Annotated in this window: 21 protein-coding genes; 11 read left to right on the plus strand and 10 right to left on the minus strand. The window is 64.7% G+C overall.

Features of this window, described 5'->3' with window-relative positions; all coding sequences use genetic code 11:
* Positions 1–12: 12 nt before the first annotated feature.
* Together XH90_RS30015 and XH90_RS30020 are read right to left on the minus strand one after the other, a co-directional pair.
* On the minus strand, positions 13–1,023 hold the full coding sequence (locus XH90_RS30015) for an AraC family transcriptional regulator (RefSeq protein WP_194477867.1): 1,011 nt from the start codon (positions 1,021–1,023) through the stop codon (positions 13–15).
* Positions 1,024–1,033: 10 nt separating this feature from the next.
* Positions 1,034–1,540: a hypothetical protein gene (locus tag XH90_RS30020; protein ID WP_194477868.1), complete on the minus strand. Its 507-nt coding sequence runs from the start codon at positions 1,538–1,540 to the stop codon at positions 1,034–1,036.
* A 258-nt stretch (positions 1,541–1,798) separates the two neighbouring features.
* Here XH90_RS30020 and XH90_RS30025 point away from each other — a divergent pair, with 258 nt between their 5' ends.
* The 6 genes from XH90_RS30025 to XH90_RS30050 all read left to right on the plus strand — a co-directional run bounded on the left by XH90_RS30025 (position 1,799) and on the right by XH90_RS30050 (position 7,408).
* A complete protein-coding gene (locus XH90_RS30025) occupies positions 1,799–2,023 on the plus strand; it encodes a hypothetical protein (RefSeq protein WP_194477869.1) in 225 nt (74 codons plus the stop codon).
* 297 nt (positions 2,024–2,320) lie between these two features.
* Complete coding sequence (locus tag XH90_RS30030; RefSeq protein ID WP_194477870.1) at positions 2,321–3,472, plus strand: ATP phosphoribosyltransferase regulatory subunit; 1,152 nt, start codon at positions 2,321–2,323, stop codon at positions 3,470–3,472.
* 3 nt (positions 3,473–3,475) lie between these two features.
* Positions 3,476–4,453, plus strand: coding sequence for an ATP phosphoribosyltransferase (gene hisG, locus XH90_RS30035; protein WP_194477871.1), 978 nt, complete (start codon positions 3,476–3,478; stop codon positions 4,451–4,453).
* Positions 4,454–4,553: 100 nt separating this feature from the next.
* On the plus strand, positions 4,554–5,615 hold the full coding sequence (locus tag XH90_RS30040; protein WP_194477872.1) for a glycosyltransferase family 2 protein: 1,062 nt from the start codon (positions 4,554–4,556) through the stop codon (positions 5,613–5,615).
* Positions 5,612–6,457, plus strand: a complete 846-nt coding sequence (locus XH90_RS30045) for a ChbG/HpnK family deacetylase (RefSeq protein ID WP_194477873.1) — start codon at positions 5,612–5,614, stop codon at positions 6,455–6,457. The genes XH90_RS30040 and XH90_RS30045 overlap by 4 nt, the downstream gene beginning before the upstream one ends.
* Positions 6,458–6,583: 126 nt before the next feature.
* Positions 6,584–7,408, plus strand: a complete 825-nt coding sequence (locus tag XH90_RS30050) for a DUF2076 domain-containing protein (RefSeq protein WP_194477874.1) — start codon at positions 6,584–6,586, stop codon at positions 7,406–7,408.
* Positions 7,409–7,477: 69 nt separating this feature from the next.
* Here the strand turns inward: XH90_RS30050 and XH90_RS30055 are convergent, their stop codons facing one another.
* A complete protein-coding gene (locus XH90_RS30055; protein WP_194477875.1) occupies positions 7,478–8,293 on the minus strand; it encodes a L,D-transpeptidase in 816 nt (271 codons plus the stop codon).
* A 315-nt stretch (positions 8,294–8,608) separates the two neighbouring features.
* Here XH90_RS30055 and XH90_RS30060 point away from each other — a divergent pair, with 315 nt between their 5' ends.
* Positions 8,609–9,388, plus strand: coding sequence for a protein phosphatase CheZ (locus XH90_RS30060; protein WP_194477876.1), 780 nt, complete (start codon positions 8,609–8,611; stop codon positions 9,386–9,388).
* Positions 9,389–9,550: 162 nt separating this feature from the next.
* Here the strand turns inward: XH90_RS30060 and XH90_RS30065 are convergent, their stop codons facing one another.
* Positions 9,551–10,072 carry a hypothetical protein gene (locus tag XH90_RS30065; protein WP_194477877.1) on the minus strand — a complete coding sequence of 174 codons (522 nt, stop codon included), beginning with the start codon at positions 10,070–10,072 and terminating at the stop codon, positions 9,551–9,553.
* A 318-nt stretch (positions 10,073–10,390) separates the two neighbouring features.
* On the opposite strand from XH90_RS30065, the gene groES reads away from it, so the two are divergent.
* The 3 genes from groES (at position 10,391) to XH90_RS30080 (ending at position 13,789) form a co-directional block, all read left to right on the plus strand.
* A complete protein-coding gene (gene groES, locus XH90_RS30070; RefSeq protein ID WP_014491914.1) occupies positions 10,391–10,687 on the plus strand; it encodes a co-chaperone GroES in 297 nt (98 codons plus the stop codon).
* A gap of 116 nt (positions 10,688–10,803) precedes the next feature.
* On the plus strand, positions 10,804–12,435 hold the full coding sequence (gene groL / locus XH90_RS30075) for a chaperonin GroEL (RefSeq protein WP_194477878.1): 1,632 nt from the start codon (positions 10,804–10,806) through the stop codon (positions 12,433–12,435).
* A gap of 142 nt (positions 12,436–12,577) precedes the next feature.
* A complete protein-coding gene (locus tag XH90_RS30080; RefSeq protein WP_194477879.1) occupies positions 12,578–13,789 on the plus strand; it encodes a hypothetical protein in 1,212 nt (403 codons plus the stop codon).
* Positions 13,790–13,928: 139 nt separating this feature from the next.
* Here the strand turns inward: XH90_RS30080 and XH90_RS30085 are convergent, their stop codons facing one another.
* A complete protein-coding gene (locus tag XH90_RS30085; protein WP_194477880.1) occupies positions 13,929–14,327 on the minus strand; it encodes an META domain-containing protein in 399 nt (132 codons plus the stop codon).
* A 134-nt stretch (positions 14,328–14,461) separates the two neighbouring features.
* Positions 14,462–16,126, minus strand: coding sequence for an L-lactate permease (locus XH90_RS30090; protein WP_194477881.1), 1,665 nt, complete (start codon positions 16,124–16,126; stop codon positions 14,462–14,464).
* A gap of 314 nt (positions 16,127–16,440) precedes the next feature.
* On the opposite strand from XH90_RS30090, the gene XH90_RS30095 reads away from it, so the two are divergent.
* Positions 16,441–18,204, plus strand: coding sequence for an ABC transporter ATP-binding protein/permease (locus tag XH90_RS30095; RefSeq protein ID WP_194477882.1), 1,764 nt, complete (start codon positions 16,441–16,443; stop codon positions 18,202–18,204).
* 228 nt (positions 18,205–18,432) lie between these two features.
* Here XH90_RS30095 and XH90_RS30100 read toward each other — a convergent pair whose 3' ends face one another.
* The 4 genes from XH90_RS30100 to XH90_RS30115 form a co-directional block, all read right to left on the minus strand.
* Positions 18,433–19,437, minus strand: coding sequence for a TorF family putative porin (locus XH90_RS30100; protein WP_194477883.1), 1,005 nt, complete (start codon positions 19,435–19,437; stop codon positions 18,433–18,435).
* Positions 19,438–19,889: 452 nt separating this feature from the next.
* A complete protein-coding gene (locus tag XH90_RS30105) occupies positions 19,890–20,255 on the minus strand; it encodes a histone (protein WP_194477884.1) in 366 nt (121 codons plus the stop codon).
* A 70-nt stretch (positions 20,256–20,325) separates the two neighbouring features.
* Positions 20,326–21,648 carry a glycolate oxidase subunit GlcF gene (glcF, locus tag XH90_RS30110; RefSeq protein WP_194477885.1) on the minus strand — a complete coding sequence of 441 codons (1,323 nt, stop codon included), beginning with the start codon at positions 21,646–21,648 and terminating at the stop codon, positions 20,326–20,328.
* The gene (locus tag XH90_RS30115) at positions 21,645–22,883 is read right to left on the minus strand and encodes an FAD-binding protein (protein ID WP_194477886.1); all 1,239 of its coding nucleotides are present in this window, start codon (positions 22,881–22,883) and stop codon (positions 21,645–21,647) included. Before XH90_RS30115 ends, glcF begins: the two co-directional genes overlap by 4 nt.
* Between the last annotated feature and the right edge of the window lie 52 nt (positions 22,884–22,935).

Consider the following 22,935-nt stretch of genomic DNA (forward strand, 5'->3'; position numbering starts at 1 on the left):
CGGGATGACCGGCTAGCTGTGCTCGCGCAGCGATCGATGCAGGGTCTCGGAGGGCAGCTCTCCGAACGCCGCCCGGTAGCTCGCCGCGAACTCGCTCAGATGCCAGAAGCCATGCGCAATGGCGCAGGCCTTCACGCTGCGCCGTCCAGGACCAGCGCGCAGCTGCTTGCGCACTGACCAGAGACGCAAGACCCGGCTATAGCGATGCGGACTCATGCCGCAGATGGCCTTGGTCGCACTCTGGAGCGTGCGAACCGACACGCCGACGCGCTCCGCTAGTTCGGTCGTCTTGTGCCAAACCGTGAGATCGTGCCGGATCAATCTTTCCATGTCGGCGACGATCCGCAGGTAACTCTCCGTCGTGGCGTGCACCGATTTGCTGCTCACGCTGGAACGAACGGCATTGTCCATCGCGCCAAGCAGCGCTTGTTCGACTTCCGCTTGCGAGGTCGGCTCGTTGAGGAATTCGGGATCATTGGCCGCTGTTTCCAGCGTTGCCGCAATCAGGCGACGCAGGGAGGCGAGCATATCCGATGGCGCGCTCAGCAAATGATAGCCGTCATCCAGCTGTAACCAGGGATCCCGCGCGGGCGGCGTGAAGTAGACGACGCCGATCAACCGGCCCACAGGCTCATAGACCAGACAATTGGAAGCCCCCTTCAGCACGAGGATGGAGCTGCCGATCGATTGCCCGTTGATGCAGGTCGAGGTCACCTGGTCCATCGGCACCACCACTGCGACGGCATGGGCCAACTGGTAGCCGCTGATGATCCGCGGGAAGGTTTTCACCAGAGACAGGCTCAGATTCGGCAGGCTGAGCCGCGCGCGCATGATCGCAGTCGAGCCCGGCGACAACGGCATGCTGGACGCACCGGCATATCTCTCGCTGTCCCCGAAATGATCGATGTCGTACGGTTGAAGCTCGAGCGCCGAGGACGGCTTGAGACCCTGGAACGACAACAAGCGCTCCGCCGCGCCATTTTGCGTTCCATCGCGAGCAATGTCGAGAAGGCTCTGATCCATATCCTGCCGCTTACGTCGCCTTTCTGGCCGCTGCCGCACCTTCGGGAGCTCGCAGATCATCCGGACCGTTGATGCCGGCGCGTTTGAGATCGCGAAGCAGCTTCGTGAGCAGCAGCATGTTGGTCTTCTGCAGTTCGTGGTTGTTGCCGAACCTGAACGCGTTCTGCTCGGTCACGATCAGCCCGGCCTTTGTCTCGGCGAGAATCTTCCGCCTCTTCAACCCCGCCACGCGACGGCGAACCGTCTCGAGCGGCAGGCTCAGGAAGCGGGAGAGTGCCGCGCGGGACACGCCCTGCTTGATCGTATCCGGCTCGACCGTGTGGATGCTGGAAAACTTCTCGTCCAACGACGGATCGTTCATCACGTTGATGACGTTCGCATTGAGAATCGCGTGAATGATCAGAAGGTCCATCGGATCGAATTCGTCGTAGTTCCGGAACATCTCGCTGATCGAAAACAGCATGTAAGCGAGCGTATGACGCGAGACCGTCCGGATAATATCTGAAGCATTGCGCATGAATCGGAAACCAACATTCATCTTGTAAACGAAGCCAGCATCGAACGTGTCGCCCGACATACCCAAATTGAGTATGTGACAACTTGCCAAGAGTCCTCAATCTCTCATTGTGACGTTGCGGGTGCATGGGGCTCTGCGTCGGACCAATTCGCGATCGGCCTTGCGGCCGACCGTCGGCGACGACGGCCCACGAAAGCATCCAACGATGTCGATGATGCCGACTCCATTCAGCCGGCGGTCGAGGCGGAAAAAATGGCCATGGACGACGACGTGGAATTCGACATCCGCCGACGCCAGGACTTGCGCCTGATCAAGGCCTTTCTCAGCATCACCGACGCGCGCAAGCGGCGGAGAATTATCGAATTGGCAGAGCGGCTCGCCGAAGACGCCGAATTGAATGCCGCAGGAAGCGCTGCAGATCTTGCCGCGGCCGACGCGACGGCTGTGGAACAGCGCAAAGACGTCCCTGATCGCATTGAATGAGCCGCATGCGCTTCCGCTGCATCGACGGTCGCACACAGCAAGGATTGACCATAGAGGTATTATTTTACTTTTGTGCCGCTGGTCGAGTCGAGATCCGCACGCACCCCATGGGGTATCTCGGCCGCCCTGCGGGGTGACGCCTGCAGGATCGTCCGGACGCCTCGAAACTCGTTAAGCGATTGATCCTTTGGAGGTCGAAACCGTTTTCCGGCCATGCTAAGGGCTGCGCCAATTCCTGTGCCTCCCCGTGGCACCCTTTGCCCTGCCCGGCTCTGCCGGGACGATGGACCCCCTGAGATGACCGCGACTGCCACCTCAAATGCTGCCGGCTCCGCCGCCTGGGCGGATACGCTGCTGTTGTCGTTCGCGCAGGCCGGCTACGTCAGAGCCGAGCCCGCCATCCTGCAACCGGCCGAGCCGTTCCTTGACCTGTCCGGCGAGGACATCCGCAAGAGCCTCTATCTGACGACGGATTTGTCCGGCGAGGAGCTTTGCCTGCGGCCCGACCTGACGATCCCGGTGGCGCGCGACTACCTCGCCTCCGGCCGCGCCGGCCAGCCGGCCGGGTTCAGCTATCTGGGTCCCGTGTTCCGCTACCGCAGCGGCCATGCCAGCGAATTCCTCCAGGCCGGGATCGAATCATTCGGTCGCCAGGACCGCGCCGCCGCGGATGCCGAGACCCTCGCGCTGGCGCTGGAGGCGACGAGCGCCTTCGGCGTGCGCGACGTCGAAATCCGCACCGGCGACGTGGCGCTGTTCAATGCGCTGCTCGACGCCCTCAACCTCTACCCGGTCTGGCGCCGCCGCCTGGTCAAGGACTTCAACCGCAAGATCAGCCTGGAGCAGGATCTGGAGCGGCTGGCTGCTGCAACCACTGCGACCCGGAGCGAATATGAGGGTGTGCTGGCCGCGCTCGCAGGCTCCGACCGCAAGGCGGCCCTGGCTTTCGTGACCGATCTGATGTCGATCGCAGGGACCACCAATGTCGGCGGCCGCACCACGGCCGAGATCGCCGACCGCTTCCTCGAGCAGTCGACGCTCAAGGGCGGCGCGCTGCCGCGCGAGGCGATCACCGTCCTCAAGCGCTTCCTGTCGATATCAGGCAATCCCGATGATGCCGTCGCCGCGCTGCGCGCGCTCACCGCCGACGCAAGGCTCGATCTCGCCGGCGCGATCGACCAGTTCGAAAGCCGGGTCGGCTTCATGGCCGCGCGCGGCATCGACGTGAAGAACACGCGCTTCTCGACCGCGTTCGGGCGCGGGCTCGATTACTACACCGGCTTCGAATTCGAGCTGCATCACAAAGGCAACGGCGCCGAACCGCTGGTAGCCGGCGGCCGCTATGACGGGCTGATGACCCAGCTCGGCTCGGCTGAGCCGATCCCTGCGGTCGGTTTCTCGGTCTGGGTGGACGCGCTGACCAAGATCGGCCGCAAGGTGGGAGCTTAAGTCATGAGCGCGCCATTCGTTCTGGCCGTTCCCTCCAAGGGCCGTCTTCAGGAAAACGCGGAAGGCTTCTTCGCCCGCGCCGGGCTCAAGCTGTCGAAAGCCGGCGGCGCCCGCGACTATCGCGGTACCATCGCGGGCCTCGACAATGTCGAGGTCGCCTATCTCTCGGCGAGCGAGATCGCCTCGCAGCTGTCCCGCGGTCTCGCGCATCTCGGTGTCACCGGCGAAGACCTGGTGCGCGAGAACATCGCGGACGCCGACAAGCACGTGTCCCTGATCGACGGGCTCGGCTTCGGCTATGCCGACGTCGTGGTCGCCGTGCCGCAGGCCTGGATCGACGTCCGCACCATGGCTGATCTCGACGACGTCACCACCGGCTTCCGCGAGCAGCATCACATGCGGATGCGGGTCGCGACCAAGTTCGTCAACCTCACCCGCAGCTTCTTCCAGAGCCACGGCATCACCGATTACCGCATCGTCGAGAGCGCGGGCGCGACGGAAGGCGCCCCGGCGGCCGGCAGCGCCGAGCTGATCGTCGACATCACCACCACGGGCGCGACGCTCGCCGCCAACGGCCTGCGGGTGCTCGACGACGGCGTGATGCTGCGCAGCCAGGCCAATCTGGTGGCCTCGAAGCACGCCGACTGGTCGCCCCAGTTCCTGGAGACCGCGCGCGTCATCCTCGATCACATCGCGGCACGGGCGCGCGCCAACAAATACCGCGAGGTGCGGACCCGCTTCCGGCAATGCGATGCTGCGCTGCTCGGCGAAGCCCACAGCCGGTTCGGCGTCGAAGCCCCGTTCGGCGGGCCGACCTCCTCGGGCATGCTGACGCTGCACTGCCCACCGGGGCAGCTGTACGCGCTCGCGAGCTTCCTGCGCGAGCATGGCGCCGAGACCGTCTCGGTGGTCTCGCTCGACTACGTGTTCGACCGGGAGAACCCGCTGTTCGCCAAGCTCGAGGCTTTCCTGCAGCGGTGAGCCCAAAGTTTGTCGCGCAGCTTCGTTCAGCGTAGCGACAGCAAGCGGCAGCTACCATATGCTGTTGAATGATCTTGAACGGTCTCTGGAACCTTGATCGATGATGCTGGGCTCTGACGTTTCCGGCCTGACCACCACCGCAGCGAACGCCGCTGCGAAGGGGCTGTCGATTGTGGTCCCCGTCTATAACGAGGCGGCGGGCCTCGCCATGCTGCACCAGCGCATCTGCGAACTCGCCAAGACGTTGCTGCAACGCTACCGGCTCGCCTGCGAGGTCGTCTATGTCGACGACGGCAGCGCCGACGCGACCCTGTCGGTTGCGCGCTCGCTGTCGGCGGACCCGATCGACGTGCAGGTGGTGTCGCTGTCGCGCAATTTCGGCAAGGAGGCGGCGCTGATGGCCGGCCTCGACCATGCCCGGCTCGGCGCCGTCATGTTCATGGACGGCGACGGCCAGCATCCGCCCGCGCTGGTCGAACAGCTGGTGCGGCACTGGATCGAGGACGGCTACGACGTCGTCTATACCGCCAAGGCGCACCGCGACAACGAGCCCTTCCTGCGTCGTGTTGCCGTGCGCGGCTTCTACACGCTGATCAACTGGGGCGCGCGCCAGAAGATTCCGGAGGACGCCGGCGACTTCCGCCTGCTGTCGCCCCGCGCGGTCACGGCGCTCAGGCAGTTGCCGGAGCGCAACCGCTTCTTCAAGGGCCTCGCAAGCTGGATCGGCTTCCGGCAGATTCGCGTCGACTACGAACCCGCGCCGCGCGTCCATGGGGTGACGACCTTCAGCGCCGCGCGCCTGCTCGGTCTGTCGATAGAAGGCGTGACCTCGTTCTCGGTGGCACCGCTGCGCTTTGCCAGCCTGCTCGGCGTCATCCTCGCCGGCGTCGCCTTCCTGTTCGGCCTGTCCATCCTCTGGGAGGTCTTCACGACCGGCAAGCAGGTGCCGGGCTATCCCTCGCTCGTGGTCGGCCTGATGACGATCGGCGGCGTGCAGCTCATCATGATCGGCATCGTCGGCGAATATATCGGCAAGATCCTCTCCGAGCTGAAGGCGCGTCCGATCTACTTCGTCGCCGAGCACAGCGAGAAGCATTTTGAGGCCGACAAGGCAAAGGACGCTTCGAGCCAGGACGCATCGAACAGGACCGCGGCCGAATGAGCGCGGCGGCCACGCCGCGACGGATCTGGCTCTGCGCCGACGATTACGGCATCAGCCCCGGCGTCAACCGCGCCATCCGCGACCTGATCGAACGCGGCCGCCTCAACGCGACATCTGTGATGGTGGTGGGCCCCGCGATCGAGCAACGCGAGGTCGAGACACTTCAAGCCGCGGCGAAGGCGAGCCCGCGCTGCGCGATCGGATTGCACGTGACGTTGTCGGCACCGTTCCGGCCCCTCACCATGCATTTCCGTCCGCTCGACGGCGACATGTTCATGGTCTTTCCGAAGCTGCTGCGCGCCGGATTGATGCGGCGGCTCGACAGCGAGTTCTTCCGCAACGAAGTGAGAGCGCAACTCGCCGCTTTCGCGGAAGCCTTCGGCCGCGCACCCGACTTCATCGACGGCCATCAGCATGTGCAGTTGTTTCCGCAGGTGCGCGACGGCTTTGTCGACGCCGTCAGCGAGATCGCACCAAAGGCCTGGGTGCGCCAGGGTGGACGCGACCTACCCCTCGCGCAACGACTGGCTTCGCCCAAGGCAATGGTGCTCGATGTGCTCAGCGCACAATTCCGCCGCCAGGCGGGGCGTGCCGGCCTCGCGTTCAATCCTGCCTTTGCCGGCGCCTATGATTTCACGGGCGCGGCCGATTTCGGCGAGCTGATGCGGCAGTTCCTCGACGGCCTCCCCGATGGCGGCCTGGTGATGTGCCATCCCGGCTTCGTCGACGACATCCTCGTTGGGCTCGATCCGATGACTGACGTCCGCGAGCGCGAGCATGCCTATCTCGCCAGCGACGCATTCGCGCAGCTTCTTGCGACCAGTGACGTGACATTGGGATGAAACCGGCGAAAAGCCGGCCCACAGGGCAGTCTGTCGCATACCGAAATTTAATCCGGCCGCCACTGTTGGGGCCACAATGGAACCCTACATCCCGCTTGCGCTTGTTTCGCGCGAGGGAGACTGACCATGACGCCGCAGGAACGCCAGCTCGTCGACGAGCTTTTCGACCGGCTTTCGAAACTGGAGAATGCACCGCGCGATCCCGACGCGATCGCCGCGATTTCGGATGGCTTGCGCAAGGCGCCCGGCGCCGTCTACGCGCTGGTGCAGACCACGCTGTTGCAGGACGAGGCGCTCAAGCGCGCCCACAACCGCATCCAGGAGCTGGAAGCGGCCCATGCCCCCGAGCAGCCGCAGTCCGGCGGCTTCCTCGACACCATGCGCGATACGCTGTTTGGTGGGGGCCAATCGCGCGGCTCGGTTCCGAACGTGCCGCCGCCGCGCGAGCAGCGGCCGGTCTGGAACAGCGGGCAAGCGATGCAGCAGGCCCAGCCGGGTTACGGCCAGCCGCCTTATGGTCAGGCCTACGGGCAAGGCCAGGGATACGGACAAGGATACGGCGCCCCGCCGGTCGGCGGTGGCGGCGGCTCGTTCCTGGGCACGGCGGCGGCGGCCGCGGCCGGGGTGGTCGGCGGCTCGCTGCTGCTCTCCAGCATCCGCGGCATGATGGGCGGCGGATCGCATCAGGCTTTTGGCGACACCACCATCATCGAGGAACGCGGTGGCGGCTCGCCCTGGAGCGGCGACCAGTCCGGCAGCTCGCTCGCCCGCGATGCAGGCCTCAACGACATCGGCTCGAACCGCGACTCCCGTCAGGGCTTCCTCGACCAAGGGTCGAACGATCGCGATAATGACGATCAGAACTACGACGACAACGACAACGGCAATGTGGACATGGCCGACGACGGCGATTTCGGCGGCGGAGACGACGGCGGCAGCGACTACGCGTGAGGCTGCCCTCAGCGCCAGACAAAAACGGCCGCCCGGCAGGCGGCCGTTTTCATGTCGAACGTCGGAAGATCACATCACCACGACCTTGGTGCCGACATTGACGCGGCCGTAGAGGTCGATGACGTCCTCGTTGCGCATGCGGATGCAACCCGAGGAGACGTTGGTGCCGATGGTCCAGGGCTCGTTGGAGCCGTGGATGCGGTAGAGCGTGGAGCCGAGATACATCGCGCGCGCGCCGAGCGGGTTTTCCGGGCCGCCCTCCATGTGCCTGGGCAGATCGGGGCGGCGCGCGATCATTTCCGCCGGCGGCGTCCAATCCGGCCATTCGCGCTTGGCCGTGATCGACTTCACGCCGGTCCAGGTGAAGCCCTCGCGCCCGACGCCGATGCCGTAACGCATCGCGCGACCGTTGCCCTCGACGAGATAGAGAAACTTGTTGTTGGAATCGACCACGATCGTGCCGGCACTTTCCTTGCCGCTATAGTCGACAAGCTGCTTCTCGAATTTCGGATCGAACGGACGCTGCCGCGGATCGATCGCCTCCTGCTGGTAGCTCGCGCCCTGCTGATAGCCGCCCTGCATCTGCGGATCGCCCATCGGCGGCAGGCGGCGCGGATCGTTGTAGGCGGGCTGCTGCTGATAGATCGACTGCTGCGGTGCATAGGCCGGACCGCGGCCGGGACCATCGCCGAACAGGAACTCGATGAAGCCGCCGCCCATATTGGCGTTGGAGGCCACGCGCACCGGCGCCGGGGCTACCCGCGGCTGGTAGAGCACCGCGGGCGGATCGTTCGGCACGGTATTGTCGAAGGCGCTGGCGCTGGTAGCGCCGACAATGAAGGCGCATGCGCTGCCGAGCAGCGCGACAGACATTTTCTTGAACATCGACGTACTCTGTACTGTTTCGTCTTGTTGCATTCGTCGCCGGACGCGTTGGCTGATGTCCGCGTCCTCGACGTGGTCAATAAAGAGCAAACTCCGTTGCGTTTGGTAAACGGATCGGGCGTTTCGATTCACCACGTCGCGAACGGCGGGGCAATTCGGCGATCAGCGTTTATTTTCGATGAAGGGCGACGCCTCATGGTTAATCGCGCGTTTGCTTCGCCGTGGCGCGCGGCTGCACGACGGTTCCTGCCGTGAACCTCGTGTTAAATCGCTTCTGTCTACAAAGACGCGTGAATGAGGTGGGGGAGTATCCTGATGGCTGTTCACCGCAAGCGTTTTCGTGTCGAGGATATCGCCGGTGGCGAGTTGCCGATTCTTGACGTAGCAGAAGAGGCAGGCCCGATGCATAACGAGATCATGGCGGAGCTGCGTGCGATCCGCGCCCAGATGGCGAAGGGCAGCGTGCCCCTGACCGGCAGCGCGGCGATGGCCGCGATCGACGCCTCCACCGCCCAGGAACTTTCCGACGCACGCACGATGCTCGATACCTATCGGGCCCAGATCGAGCAGTGCGAGAAGCTCAAGGTCGAGCTCGACCTCATCCACGACGCCATCGACCGCACCAAGCGCGAGATCGCGACCCTGCACGGCAAGAGCTTCGACGGCGGCGAGATGGCCAAGGTCAATGGCGAGCTCGGCGCGGTGGTCGGCGGCACCGAACAGGCGACCCAGCAGATCCTCGAAGCCGCCGAGTCGATCGACCAGGCGGCCTCCGCCCTCTCCAAGGTCGACTCGGTCGACCAGCAGAAGCGCCTCGCCGACGACATCCAGGAACGCGTCATCTCGATCTTCGAGGCGTGCAACTTCCAGGACCTGACCGGCCAGCGCATCAGCAAGGTCATGACCACGATGAAGTTCATCGAGCAGCACATCAATTCGATGATGGACATCTGGGGCGGCGTCGACGCGATCAAGTCCCACGCACCCGCCCAGGTCGACACCCGCAGCGAGGACGACAAGCTCCTCAACGGCCCGAAGCTCGCCGGCGACGTCGGCCACGCCTCACAAGACGACATCGACGCGCTGTTCGACTAGGCGAACACGGCAAACCGAACAACAAAAACGCCGGCGCAAGCCGGCGTTTTTTGTTTTTTGATCCTGTCTCACATTGTCATTCCGGGGCACGCCAAGCGTGAACCCGGAAGCTCGAGATTCCGGGTCCGGTCCTGCGGACCGCCCCGGAATGACAGAAATCAGCTACGCCTTCGGTCCGCAGCGGACGTAGACCATGTTGCCGTAGCGGGTGGCGGCGTCCTTGTCGACGAAGCGGGTGATCATGACGCGGCCGTCGAAGGAGACGATCTCGCGGTCCTGCTCGCCCGGCGTCGGGCCGGAGGGGCCGATATAGTTCTTGCCGCTCGGCGAGCCCTTCAGCCGCAGTTCCTGCGGCGTGGCCTGGTCGGCCAGATGCATGATCACGCCGCCGGAGGAACCGGCGCCGATCACGTAGGGATTCTTGCACTGCGCCCGCGCAGCCGCCTCGGTGCGGGCGCGATCGGCCGGGTTCTGGAACGAGGCAAGACCCCAGCGGCCGACGATCTCGTCGGCGCGGATCGAGGCCGGCATTTCCGGAGCGGTGCCGGGCTCGGCCTCGGGTGCCGGCTGGGACGAGGAGAAGGACGGCAGGCTCATACCGCCGCCGCAGGCGCCGAGCAGAAGCGCCAGGCAAGAGGCCGCCGCCAGATTGGCAACCGTGCGCGCGTGAGCTGAACTGATCATGGCATTCCCCCGAACAAGACCACGGCCGCATCCCTTCCGCAGCCAAGCGCAAAACCGCAACCAGGGCAATGACGTCCTAAGATACGTCTCTTCCCCGAACGAGTTTCCAGTGCCACCATCCTATATCCGCCTCACCAATCGCTTAACCACCTTTGCTTGACAGGATCGCAGCCAAGCCATATCCCCTGCGCACTATTAGCACTCGGAAAGACCGATTGCTAAGCGCACCGTTCGACCCTCGGGAAGAGGGGGAACGGGAGCGCCGCCCCCACCCACTTCCGCTGCTTTCGGAAAAGCGAGCCTCCAAAGGGAAACGTCATGGCTAAGTCCAAATTTCGTCCGCTGCATGACCGTGTCGTGGTCAAACGTATCGACGCCGAGGAAAAGACCAAGGGCGGCATCATCATCCCCGACACCGCCAAGGAAAAGCCGTCCCAGGGCGAAGTCGTCGCCGTCGGCCCCGGCGGCCGCGACGAGGCTGGCAAGCTGATCCCGATCGACCTCAAGGTCGGCGACCGCGTGCTGTTCGGCAAGTGGTCGGGCACCGAGGTCAAGATCGACAACGAAGAGCTCCTCATCATGAAGGAGTCGGACATCATGGGCGTGATGGCCTAGGGCCATCAGCCTGAACGGCCGCTGAATGCCATGCCCGGATGACAGGTCCGGGCATCCATCATTCCGCCGCACACCACCAGACACGACACATCACGATACATCAGGGATTGCAGACAATGGCTGCCAAGGACGTCAAGTTTTCCGGAGACGCGCGCGATCGCATGCTGCGCGGCGTCGACATTCTCGCCAACGCCGTCAAGGTGACGCTCGGTCCGAAGGGCCGCAACGTCGTCATCGAGAAGAGCTTCGGCGCGCCCCGCATCACCAAGGACGGCGTCACCGTCGCCAAGGAGATCGAGCTCGAGGACAAGTTCGAGAACATGGGCGCGCAGATGGTGCGTGAGGTCGCCTCCAAGACCAACGACCTCGCCGGCGACGGCACCACCACCGCGACCGTGCTGGCCCAGGCCATCGTGCGCGAGGGCGCCAAGGCGGTTGCCGCCGGCATGAACCCGATGGACCTCAAGCGCGGCATCGACACCGCGGTCCAGGCCGTCATCAAGGACATCGAGAAGCGCGCCAAGCCGGTCGCCGCCTCTTCCGAGGTCGCCCAGGTCGGCACCATCTCGGCCAACGGCGATGCCGCCATCGGCAAGATGATCGCGCAGGCGATGCAGAAGGTCGGCAACGAGGGTGTCATCACCGTCGAGGAGAACAAGTCGCTCGACACCGAGGTCGACATCGTCGAGGGCATGAAGTTCGACCGCGGCTATCTCAGCCCCTACTTCGTCACCAACCCCGAGAAGATGACCGCCGAGCTCGAGGACGCCTACATCCTCCTGCACGAGAAGAAGCTCTCCGGCCTGCAGGCGATGCTGCCGGTGCTGGAAGCCGTGGTGCAGTCGGGCAAGCCGCTCGTCATCATCGCCGAGGACGTCGAGGGCGAGGCTCTCGCCACCCTGGTCGTCAACCGTCTGCGTGGCGGCCTCAAGGTTGCCGCCGTCAAGGCGCCGGGCTTCGGCGATCGCCGCAAGGCCATGTTGGAAGACCTCGCGATCCTGACCGGTGGCCAGCTGATCTCCGAAGACCTCGGCATGAAGCTCGAGAACGTCACGGTGAAGATGCTGGGTCGCGCTGGCAAAGTGGTGATCGACAAGGAGAACACCACGATCGTCAAGGGCGCCGGCAAGAAGCCCGACATCGAGGCCCGCGTCGGCCAGATCAAGGCCCAGATCGAGGAGACCACGTCGGACTACGACCGTGAGAAGCTCCAGGAGCGCCTGGCCAAGCTCGCCGGCGGCGTCGCGGTGATCCGCGTCGGCGGCGCGACCGAGATCGAGGTCAAGGAGAAGAAGGACCGCGTCGAGGACGCGCTCAACGCCACCCGCGCCGCGGTGCAGGAAGGTATCGTCCCCGGCGGCGGCGTCACGTTGCTGCGCGCCAAGAAAGCGGTCGGCCGTCTCACCAACGCCAATGCCGACGTCCAGGCCGGCATCAACATCGTGCTGAAAGCGCTGGAAGCTCCGATCCGCCAGATCTCGGAGAATGCCGGCGTCGAGGGCTCGATCGTGGTCGGCAAGATCCTGGAGAACAAGTCCGAGACCTTCGGCTTCGACGCCCAGACCGAGGACTATGTCGACATGATCGAGAAGGGCATCATCGATCCCGCCAAGGTGGTGCGCACCGCGCTCCAGGACGCCTCCTCCGTGGCCGGCCTGCTGGTGACCACCGAGGCGATGGTCGCCGAGATGCCGAAGAAGGAAGCTGCGGCCGCCATGCCGGCCGGCGGCGGCATGGGCGGCTTCTGAGCCCATCCTCACCCGACAGTGTCATGAAGGCCGCCTCCGGGCGGCCTTCTTTTTTGCCGATCATGCTTATCGCTTTCCGATTCAACCGGCGGCCAAAACCCACTACGGTGGCGCCCGATTCTTTCGTTCGAGGATTTCGTCAATGCGCGCGCTTCTGTTTTGCCCGACGGCTCTCTTGGCGGCCCTGTTCGTGATCTCGCCCGGGCTGGTATCTGCCCAGATGAAGCTGTCGCCGAAGGCCACGGCGCCCGGCGGCACCGAGACGCGCTATTTCACCTCGATCGACGGGCTGATGGACGGCAATGCCGACGTGATCCTGAAGGAGACGCGGCAGGGCAAGACCGTCACCGCGGCCGTGCTCGACGTCTGCTATCCCGTGTCGAAGAATTCCGACCGCAAGGACCGCTTCGTCGTCAATCTCCAGATCTCCGGCCAGACGATGAGCGGCACGACCACGAGCATCGGCGCCAAGGCGCCTGTCACGGTCAAGCTGACGCGCAAGCCGACCGGCGACACTTTCGAGTTCCGCGGCCAGATCGGCATCGGCCAGGCCGTGACCGAGGTGACCTCGCCCGACAATGGCGATCTCAGCGAGAAGGAATTCTTGGACAACCAGACCAGCGACGACGGCATTACGCCCCAGCCGAAGGACTTCACCGAGGTCTCGCCGGAGGCGATCGCGGTCAAGGTGAAGCTGGATAACGCGACCGACTTCCTGAAGAGCCTGAAGGGCCAGGACGTCGAGGTGACGCTGGCAAGTCTCTCGGTCGGCTGCGACGCGCTGCGCGCCGGTGAGCAGACCATCAACATGTCGGTCGACCCGGAGCGCGCGGCCGCGCTGCTGGCGAAATTCAAGGCGATGCCTGGCGTCACGGCCGCCGGCTGGACCGCAGGGATCGCGGAGATGGACCGCACCATCCGCATCGGAGCCGCCGACTGGCGCGACGGCGACAAGATCAACCGCGACAAGCTCGCCAGCGCGATCGCTGGCGTGCTGAGCAGGACACTCGCGGCCAAGCCGGTGTCGCAGGGCTTCAACCCCGCGACCGGCAAGCTCAAGCTCGTCTTCAAGCGACCGAACCAGGATTTCCCGGCGCTCGAACTCACCGACACGATCGAGGTCTATGGCCTCGTCTCCGCCGACAAGCCGGGGACATCGGACAAGCTGATGGTCTGGATCGGCAGCCCTTCGACCACGACCGCCGACGAGAGCAGCGGCGCCAAGCTCACCGTCTCCGATGATGCGACGGCCGATGAGGAAGGCGACCAGCCCGACGACAACGGCTCGATCGAGGCGCTCGCCAAGGAGCTGAAGGGCCAGCGCTGGGACGCCGACAAGTCGGTGTGGAAGTGACGTGACGCGAGTATCAACTCTCAGTCGTCGCCCGGCTTGACCGGGCGACCCAGTACTCCGAGACGAACGTTGTTGAATCGATAGGACGAGGCGCACCCCGGGTGCCCCGGTCAAGCCGGGGCACGACAGGGAGAGTTCCTCAATTCCCGTTCTCGCGGAAGCGCAGCGTCTTCGGGCCGATCAGCGTGAGCGCGTCGCCCTGACGCTTCCAGGTCTCGACCGCAGCGAGGGCCGCGACGAGATCGTCATCGGCCTGGGCCTTGGCCGGCGGACAGGAACGATCCTGGATTTGGCCGGGAACGAAGATCACCGTGCTGCCGGCCACCGAGAACTGGCCCTTGCCGCCCTTGCACCAGAGCTCGAGCACAACCTCGCCATTGTCGCCGATCTCGATGTTCGGGATTCGCTTCGAGCCGGGCTGCGGCGCGGCCTCCAGCGTCATCTCGGTGCCGAAGGGAAAGCCCTCTTGCGCGCGTGCAACGGCCGACATCACGAGCAACGCAGCTGCGGCACACACCATCTGCTTCAACGACACCATGAAACCTCTCGACCGACCCGGGTTTGCCGGGTCTTCTATAAGACGGCAAAGCCTTTGAGAAGGTTCGTCGGTTCGAGGCACAAAAATCCCCGCGGACGATCCCGCGGGGGTCTTTGCGTCGCAGCCGTGCCTCGCTACTTCAGCACGAGCTCCGTGAACGGATAGACATAGGCTTGCAGCGTCACGAACACACCGACGAGGCAGGCCAGCACGATCGAGTGCCGGAACACGAAGCGCAGGATGGTGCCTTCGTGGCCGTACCAATTGGTCGCGGTGGAGGCGACGACGATCGATTGCGCGTCGATCATCTTGCCCATCACGCCGCCGGACGAGTTCGCCGCCGCCATCAGGATCGGCGACAGGCCAAGCTGCTGCGAGGTGATCTTCTGGAGGTTGCCGAACAGGATGTTCGACGACGTGTCCGATCCGGTCAGCGCCACGCCCAACCAGCCGAGCAGCGTGCCGAAGAAGGGATAGAGCACGCCGGTTGCGGCGAAGGCGAGACCCAGCGTCGCATCGACGCCGGAGAGGCGTGTCAGCGTGCCGATCGCGAGCATCGCCGAGATCGTGATCAGCGAGATCGCGCAGAGCCGGATGGTGCGGCCGTATTCAACCATCAGCCGGCCCGGACCGACGCCCATCAGGACGCCGGAGATGATCGCCGCGATCAGCATGCCGGTGCCGGTGAAGGACAGATAGGTGAAGCCGAACACCGCCGCCTCCTTGGTCGGCGCCGGCGCCACCGGCGGCATCTTGTTGATCATCTGATGCAGCTCGGGAACGGCGTAGTTCCAGACGAAGATCCCGTTCGCCCAGGTCTTGAAGGCACCGTTGCCCCAGATCAGCATCACGACGCAGACGATGATCCACGGCAGCAGCGCGCTAAAGAGCTCACCCTGCGTCAGCGGCGTCTTGTCGAGCGGCTTGGCCGTGGCCATGGTCGCCGCCGATTCATCATGTCCGCGCAGCGCCGGCGACAGCCAGAGCTGCCTCGGCTGCCAGACCTTGAGAAACAGGATCAACGCGCCCATCGAGATCAGCGACGCACCGATGTCGACGATCCACGGATTGACGTAGTTCGAGATCACGAATTGCGGGACGGCGAACGACACGCCGGTGACGAGGATCGCCGGCCAGATGTCCTTCATGCCCTTCCAGCCCGCGAACGCCCACACCACCCAGAACGGCACGATCAGCGAGAACAGCGGCAGCTGCCGTCCGACCATCGCGCCGAGGATGTAGGGATCGAGCCCGGTGACCGAGGCGAGGCCCTGGATCGGCGTGCCCAGCGCGCCGTAGGCGACCGGCGCGGTGTTGGCGATCAGCGACAGGCCTGAGGCCGCAAGCGGCGAGAAGCCGAGGCCGATCAGCACGGCGCCGGTGATCGCCACCGGCGTGCCGAAGCCGGAGGCACCCTCGAAGAACGCGCCGAACGAAAACGCGATCAGCAGCAATTGCAGCCGCCGGTCCTCGGTGACGCCGCCGACCGCGCGCTTCAACAATTCGAACCGTCCGGTGGTCACCGTCACCTGGTAGAGAAAGATGACATTGAGGACGATCCAGCCGATCGGAAAGAAGCCGGTCACGATGCCGAGGATCGAGGCGCGGATCGACATGTTCGCCGGCATCGTGAACACGAAAATCGTGATCAGGTTGGTCACGATCACGGCGACGACGGCCGCGATGTGAGCCTGAACGCGCCCGCTCGCGATCAGGACCAGCAGCGTGACGACGGGGATCGCCGCCGCGATTGTCGACAGCACGGGACTGTGCAGCGGATCATAGATTTGGTTCCACATGGTCTTCCTCCCCCACGCGTCTCTATGGCAGGCCGGCCCGCGTGGACGGCGGACCTGCTTGACGTTGGAAGCGATAACCCCCGAGTTGGACGCGAATTCCTCGCGAAAGCCGCGGTTCCGATCTGCTCACAAGCTCGCGAAAATCCGGAGGCCCCCGCCCCACGCCGCTATGCCCATGCTAGGGTTGCAAGCCATGGCTAGCCAACGCAAATTGCAGAACTTGCGACTTTAGTCTAAGCGCGCCCTTTTTCTGCTATCGCCTCAGCCACTTGGCTTCGGGGCTGCTGTGAATATCCGTCAGGAGATCCCCCTCTGTGAACAACATCCGCGCCACGCTCGCGACCGTCTGGCGAATCGCCGGTCCCTATTTCCGATCGGAAGACAAATGGGCGGGCCGCGGCCTGCTCGCTGTCGTCGTGGCCATGGAGCTGACGCTGGTCGCGATCAACGTGCTGCTCAATCAGTGGCAGAACCGGTTCTACAGCGCACTCCAGGCCTACGACCTGAATGAGTTCGTCATGCAGGTCTGGATCTTCCTCGGCCTCGCCTTCACCTACGTCGCGCTGGCCGTTTACAAGCTTTACCTGAACCAGTGGCTCCAGATCCGCTGGCGGCGGTGGATGACGCAACACTATCTCGGCGAATGGCTCGACGGCGCCACGCATTATCGCATGCAGCTGAAGGGCGACGCCGCCGACAACCCGGACCAGCGTCTCACCGAGGACGTCACCAATTTCGTCGAGCAAACGCTCGTTCTCGGTCTCGGCCTGCTGTCGTCCGTCGTGACGCTGGCGTCGTTCATCGTCATCCTCTGGGGTCTGTCCAACAAGGCGCCTCTGCACATCTACGGCACCGACATCGTCATCCCGGGTTTCCTGGTCTGGTGTGCGCTGGCCTACGCGGTCCTGGGTACGGGACTGACCCACTGGATCGGCAGGCCGCTCATCAATCTCTATTTCGAGAAGCAACGCTACGAAGCCGACTTCCGCTTCAACCTGATCCGCGTGCGCGAGAATTCCGAGCAGATTGCGCTCTTGAAGGGAGAGAACGCCGAGCGAGGTCATCTGCTCCATCGCTTCGGCCACGTCATCGGCAACTGGTATGCGATCATGAGGCGGACCAAGCGGCTGACCGCCTTCACGGCCAGCTACGGCCAGGCCGCAACGATCTTTCCCTATGTGGTGGTCGCGCCCGCCTACTTCGCCAAGAGCATCCAGCTCGGTGACATGATGCAGACCGGTTCGGCCTTTGGCCAGGTGCAGGATGCCCTGTCCTTCTTCGTCACGGCCTATCGATCGATCGCGGAATGGCGCGCGATCGTCGCCCGTCTCGACGGCTTCGAGATGTCGGTCGCGACCGCGGCAAACCTGCCGGCGCATGAGGCCACGATCGAGCTCAAGGCAGCGGGCGGCGGCCGCAATATCGACCTCCAGAAGCTCTGCGTGAACCTGCCCAACGGCACGCCGCTGGTCGCGGCCGACGGCTTCGCCATCCAGGCACCGGAGCGCGTGCTCGTCAGCGGACCGTCAGGCGCCGGCAAATCGACGCTGTTCCGCGCCATCGCCGGCATCTGGCCGTTCGGCACCGGCACCATCGCCGTCCCCGCCAAGGCAAAGCTGATGATGCTGCCGCAACGTCCCTATTTCCCGATCGGCGCGCTGGGCGATGCCGTGATCTATCCCGCCGCGCCCGGCACATTCCAGGCAACCCAGATCCGGGACGCGGTGATATCGGTCGGCCTGCCCGACCTCGCCGAACGGCTGAGCGAGGATGGCCACTGGAACCGGATGCTCTCGCTGGGCGAGCAGCAGCGCCTTGGGCTCGCCCGCGCCCTGCTGCATATGCCGGACTACCTGTTCCTGGATGAGGCCACCGCCTCGCTCGACGAACCGTCCGAAGCGCGGCTCTACCGCCTGCTGACGGAGAAGCTGCCGCAGGCCACCATCGTCTCGATCGGTCATCGCTCGACGCTCGATGCTTTCCACACCCGCAAGGTGACGGTGGTGGACGACGGCGCGATCCATGTGCTGGGCCAGAACGACGCGCCGGCCGAGCCGGAGCCCAGCGCGGCGCGCTGAGACACTGAACCATCCGCACCGTGATGCCCGGGCTTGTTCGGGCATGCACGTCTCTTGTGTCTCGGGAGATACGCGTGGATGGCCGGGACAAGCCAGGACAGGCCCGGCCATGATGACACGGCAGCACTGCTACCCACACGACGTGTCGCGTTGAAGCCAAGCCCTCCCCCAAAACGAAAGGGCGGCAGATTGCTCTGCCGCCCTTGTTAGTCGTCTCGGAAAGTAAACTTACTTCAGGTTGGTCATCGCCGTCAGGTCGAAGGACAGCTTGGCGATACCCGCCGCGCCGCACCAGTTGGAGCCAGCGCCGCCCGGGTTGATCGGGGTGACGTTGGTGGTGCCAGTGGCGTTGAAGGCGCTGGTGAACGCGTTGCAATCACCCTTGTTCAGATCGGTGTCGGAGTAGCGCAGATCGAGCGTGAACACCTTGTAGGTGAAGCCGACGCCGATGTTCCAGGTGTTGTAGTCCTTATAGGGAATGCCGTTGGCGAAGACGGTACCAACACCGGTTCCATAGAAAGCGTCCGACGTACCGAACCACTGCCGGCCAAATTCACCCGACACGTACATGCCGACGCCCGAGGCACCGAACACCGTGCTGGGCGCCGTGTACTTCGCGGTCAACGACGCGTAGTTGCCCCATGCACCCGAGTTCAGGAAGTTCGGCGAGTAGAACTCGGTCGCGCCGACCGTAAAGCTGTCGTTGATGGTGTAGTTCACCTTGCCGTACACTTCGAAGAAGCTGACGTCCTTCTTCATGACGTTGCCGTCGCCGAGGAAGATGGTCGTGGTGCTGACGGGGCAAACATTGCCGCCGGGAATGCCGCCGGTCGTGACGTTATCCGCGCAGCTTCCGCCCGGATACAGATAGCCCCACACACCGACATCGAACGCCCAGGCGCCGAAGGTCGGGCGGATACCGCCGTAGATGTCGACTTCGGCGGCGGCGCGATTGGCGAAGGAGATGCTTTCAGCGGACACGCCGGCGTAGAGCTGGAGGTCCTTGGTGACATTGTAGCGCGGCTCGAAATAGGCGGCGACCGACGGCTGGTGGTTTGACTGAGTCACGCCGCGGAAGACGTAGTCGCTCATGACCGCGCCGCCGAAGGCGACATCCCAGGGATCGAACGCGGGCGCCGGAGGAGCCTTCAGAGCCTTCAAGGGCATATCCGCCGCGAAAGCCGAACCCGTCACCATTGCCAGCGCCGTTGCCAACAAAGCCACTTTCTTCATTTCGATCCCCATCACCAAGTTCTAGACCCCGGTCGAGCTCCGGAAGCCCCCCGGGGCACCCGACCTGATTGAAAATTTCGTAACTGCGGCAATCTGGCTGGAGGGACGAAAAGCGAGAAGCAAAAAACACGAGCATTTGCCGCCTTTTTGGGCGTTCTGACGATTCCAAGAAAGGTTGTCCGTCGGTGTTGCTTCTTGATCACATTATTTTCACGCCAAAGTGCACAGCGGGGTCCGGGTTACTACGTGGGCCGGCGGTGCCGTGGCGCGCGTGCTACGAATCAACTGACTCAGAAAAGGGCAGCCTCCGGTAAGCAGTGACGGCGATGCAAAAAGGCCGCAGCGTTCAACGCTGCGGCCTTCCTGCTGTCACAGGGTCGGGGTGGACCCAGCCTCGAGACCCGAGCTTGGGCCTAGCCTTGCGCTCTGGTCTTGCCCTCTAGCCTTGCCCTTTAGCCTTGCCCTTCGGCCGGCGTCGGTTCCGCAGAAGACGAAGGCATCGCCCAGCTCGTCTCGGCGGCAGGCTCGGGAGCCGGCGCGGCTACTGGGGCCGCCGGCTTCGGCGCGGGAGCTGCCTTCGCCTTCTTCGGAGCCGCTTTCTTCGCAGCCTTCTTGGCGGCTTTCTTCGGCGCGGCCTTCTTCGCCGCAGCTTTCTTGGCCTTCTTGGCGGCCTTCTTCGGCGCAGCCTTCTTGGCGGATCTCTTCGCTGACTTCTTTGCTGACTTCTTGGCCGACTTCTTCTTCGTCGCCTTCTTCGCGCTCACGACCTTCTTGGCCTTTTTGGCCTTCTTGCTTTTTTTCTTACTCGCTTTCGCCATCGTGGTCCTCCTGTTGCCGCCGAACAATGGTCGATCGGGCGCCTTTCAGCTGTCACCTCCGGACGAAAGCTCAGCGCGACACATTCAACTCCGGCCGCGATCCGCCCGTAGCCCAATCGAGAAGCTCAATCGTGTGTACGACCGGAACTGACGTGCCACTGGCAATCTGCACCATGCAGCCGATATTGCCCGCGGCAATCATGTCCGGCTTGACGCTCGCGATGTTGGCGACCTTGCGATCGCGCAACCGGCCCGCAAGCTCGGGCTGGAGAATGTTGTAGGTCCCCGCCGAACCGCAACACAAATGACTCTCGGGCACATCTTTCACCACGAATCCATTCTTGGAAAGCAATTCTTTCGGAAGACCCGTGATTTTCTGCCCGTGCTGCAACGAACATGCGGAGTGATAGGCGACGACGATGTTGTCCTGCCGCGCAGACGGTTCGAGTCCGAGACCGGCGACATATTCGGTGATGTCCTTCGCAAGCGCGGACACCTTCGCCGCATCGGCTGCGAACGCAGCGTCCTCGCGCAGCAGATAGCCGTAGTCCTTGATCACCGTGCCGCATCCGGACGCCGTCACCAGGATGGCGTCGAGCCCCTCGCCGGCGGCCTCTTTCTGCCACGCCGTCACGTTGGCGCGGGCCCGCGACAACGCGTCATCGTCGTGACCAAGGTGATGGGTAAGCGCGCCGCAGCATCGCTCGTCCTTGACCAGGACGACCTCGATGCCATGGCGGGTGAGCAGGCTGATCGCGGCCTGGTTGATGCGGGGCGCCAGCACCTGCTGGGCACAGCCCTGGAGCAGCGCCACCCGGCCGCGCTTCTTGCCGAGTGCAGCGAACACGCTGCCAGGAAGTGCGCCCGGCGTCGGCAACCGGTTCGGCGCCAGCGCCAGCATCGCCTTGAGGCGCTGGATCAGTCCTGGCGTGGCCGCGGGCCGAGGGGTCGGCAGGAAGACGGCGAGAGGCCGGGCCAGCTGTGCCAGCCGCATGCTGATGCGAAACCATTGCGGGTCCGGCAGGACGAAGGCGAGCACCCGGCGCAGCAGCCGCTCGGCGATCGGGCGCTGATAGCGCTGCTCGATGCTGACACGGGCCTGGTCGACGAGGTGCATGTAGTTCACCCCGGACGGGCAGGTCGTCATGCAGGCGAGGCACGACAGGCAGCGGTCGACATGCTTGACCACCTCCGATGTCGGCGCCTGGTCCTTCTCCAGCATCTCCTTGATCAGGTAGATCCGGCCGCGCGGACTATCGAGTTCGTCGCCGAGCAGCACATAGGTCGGACAGGTCGCGGTGCAGAAGCCGCAATGGACGCAGGCGCGCAGGATCTTGTCGGCTTGCGCGATGTCGGGGTCGGCGAGCTGCGCGAGTGAGAATTCGGTCTTCATGCCGTAGCGCCCCGCCTCAAGCGTCCCCGATTCAGAATGGACTTCGGATCGAAACTGGCGCGGACCCGTTCGCTCAGGGCGGCGATCCCGGGCGCTTGCGGATGGAACACATCGACGCCGTGCCTGACGTCTTCGGCCGCCCGGATCAGCGTCGCGTGCCCGCCAACCGCATCGGTCCGCTGGCGCACGGCCGGGGCATGTGCGTCGGCCTTCGGCGGCACCGCCGCCCAGATCAGCCCGCCGCCCCAATCGTAAATGACATCGCCCCCGGTCTCGCGCGCCAATTGAGTGCCGAGCGCCGCGCCCGATGCCGGCGGGCAGACGATCCGCCACACCGGCCAGGCGCCGAGCGCGCCGCCGGCCGCGAACGGCAGCACGTCGCGGACGGTGGCCCACAGCGTGGCGGAGGCGGCGTCCTCGATCAGGGTCGCAGTTCCGAACGGCGCAAGCATCTCGCGCAGCGAGCCGGCGCGATGGGCGGCGGAGGCTGTGATGCCCTCGAGCCGCAGCACGGTCAGCGCCTCGCCTTCGCCGGCGACGTCGCCGAGCCCGTCGGCCTTGGCCCGGAATGCCGATTTCGGCAGATGCGCGGCGGCGGAGACGTCGTAGGGCGAGCCGAGCGCCGCGGTCATCGCCTTGTTGGCGACCGCATCATCCAGCCCGCGCAACAGCAGCGTCCGCTCGGCTTCGGGCTTGGGCATCACCTTCAGCGTCACCTCGGTCATGACAGACAGCGTGCCCCAGGAGCCCGCCAGCAGTTTGCAGAGGTCGTAGCCGGTGACGTTCTTCACCACCTTGCCGCCCGTCTTGAAGCTGTCGCCGAAGCCGGAGACGGCATGCGCCCCCAGCAGATGATCGCGCGCCCCGCCCGCCTTGATCCGGCGCGGGCCGGCGAGCCCGGCCGCGATCATGCCTCCGATGGTGCCCAACGCGGGCGTGCCGAGCAGCGGCGCGGTGTTGACAGGCTCGAAGGCGAATTGCTGGTTCTTGGCGTCGATCAGCGACAGCACGTCGGCCAGCGGCGCGCCGGCCTGGAGCGTCACGATCAGTTCATTGGGTTCGTAGGAGGTGACCGAATTCAGCGCCGAGACGTCGAGCACGGCGTTGGTTGCCATGGCGTGCCCGATGCTGCGCTTGCTGCCATGACCGATGATCTCGAGCGGCTGCTCATTGGCAATCGCCGCGCGCACCACCTCTTCGACGTCTCTGGCGTCTCTGACCTTGAGCGTATCCACGACTGAGCCGGTATCCAAGTTTAGAGCGGAAAGCAAATATGCAGCATTGCAA

The sequence above is a fragment of the Bradyrhizobium sp. CCBAU 53338 genome (assembly GCF_015291665.1).
In the GTDB taxonomy this organism is placed as follows: Bacteria; Pseudomonadota; Alphaproteobacteria; order Rhizobiales; family Xanthobacteraceae; genus Bradyrhizobium.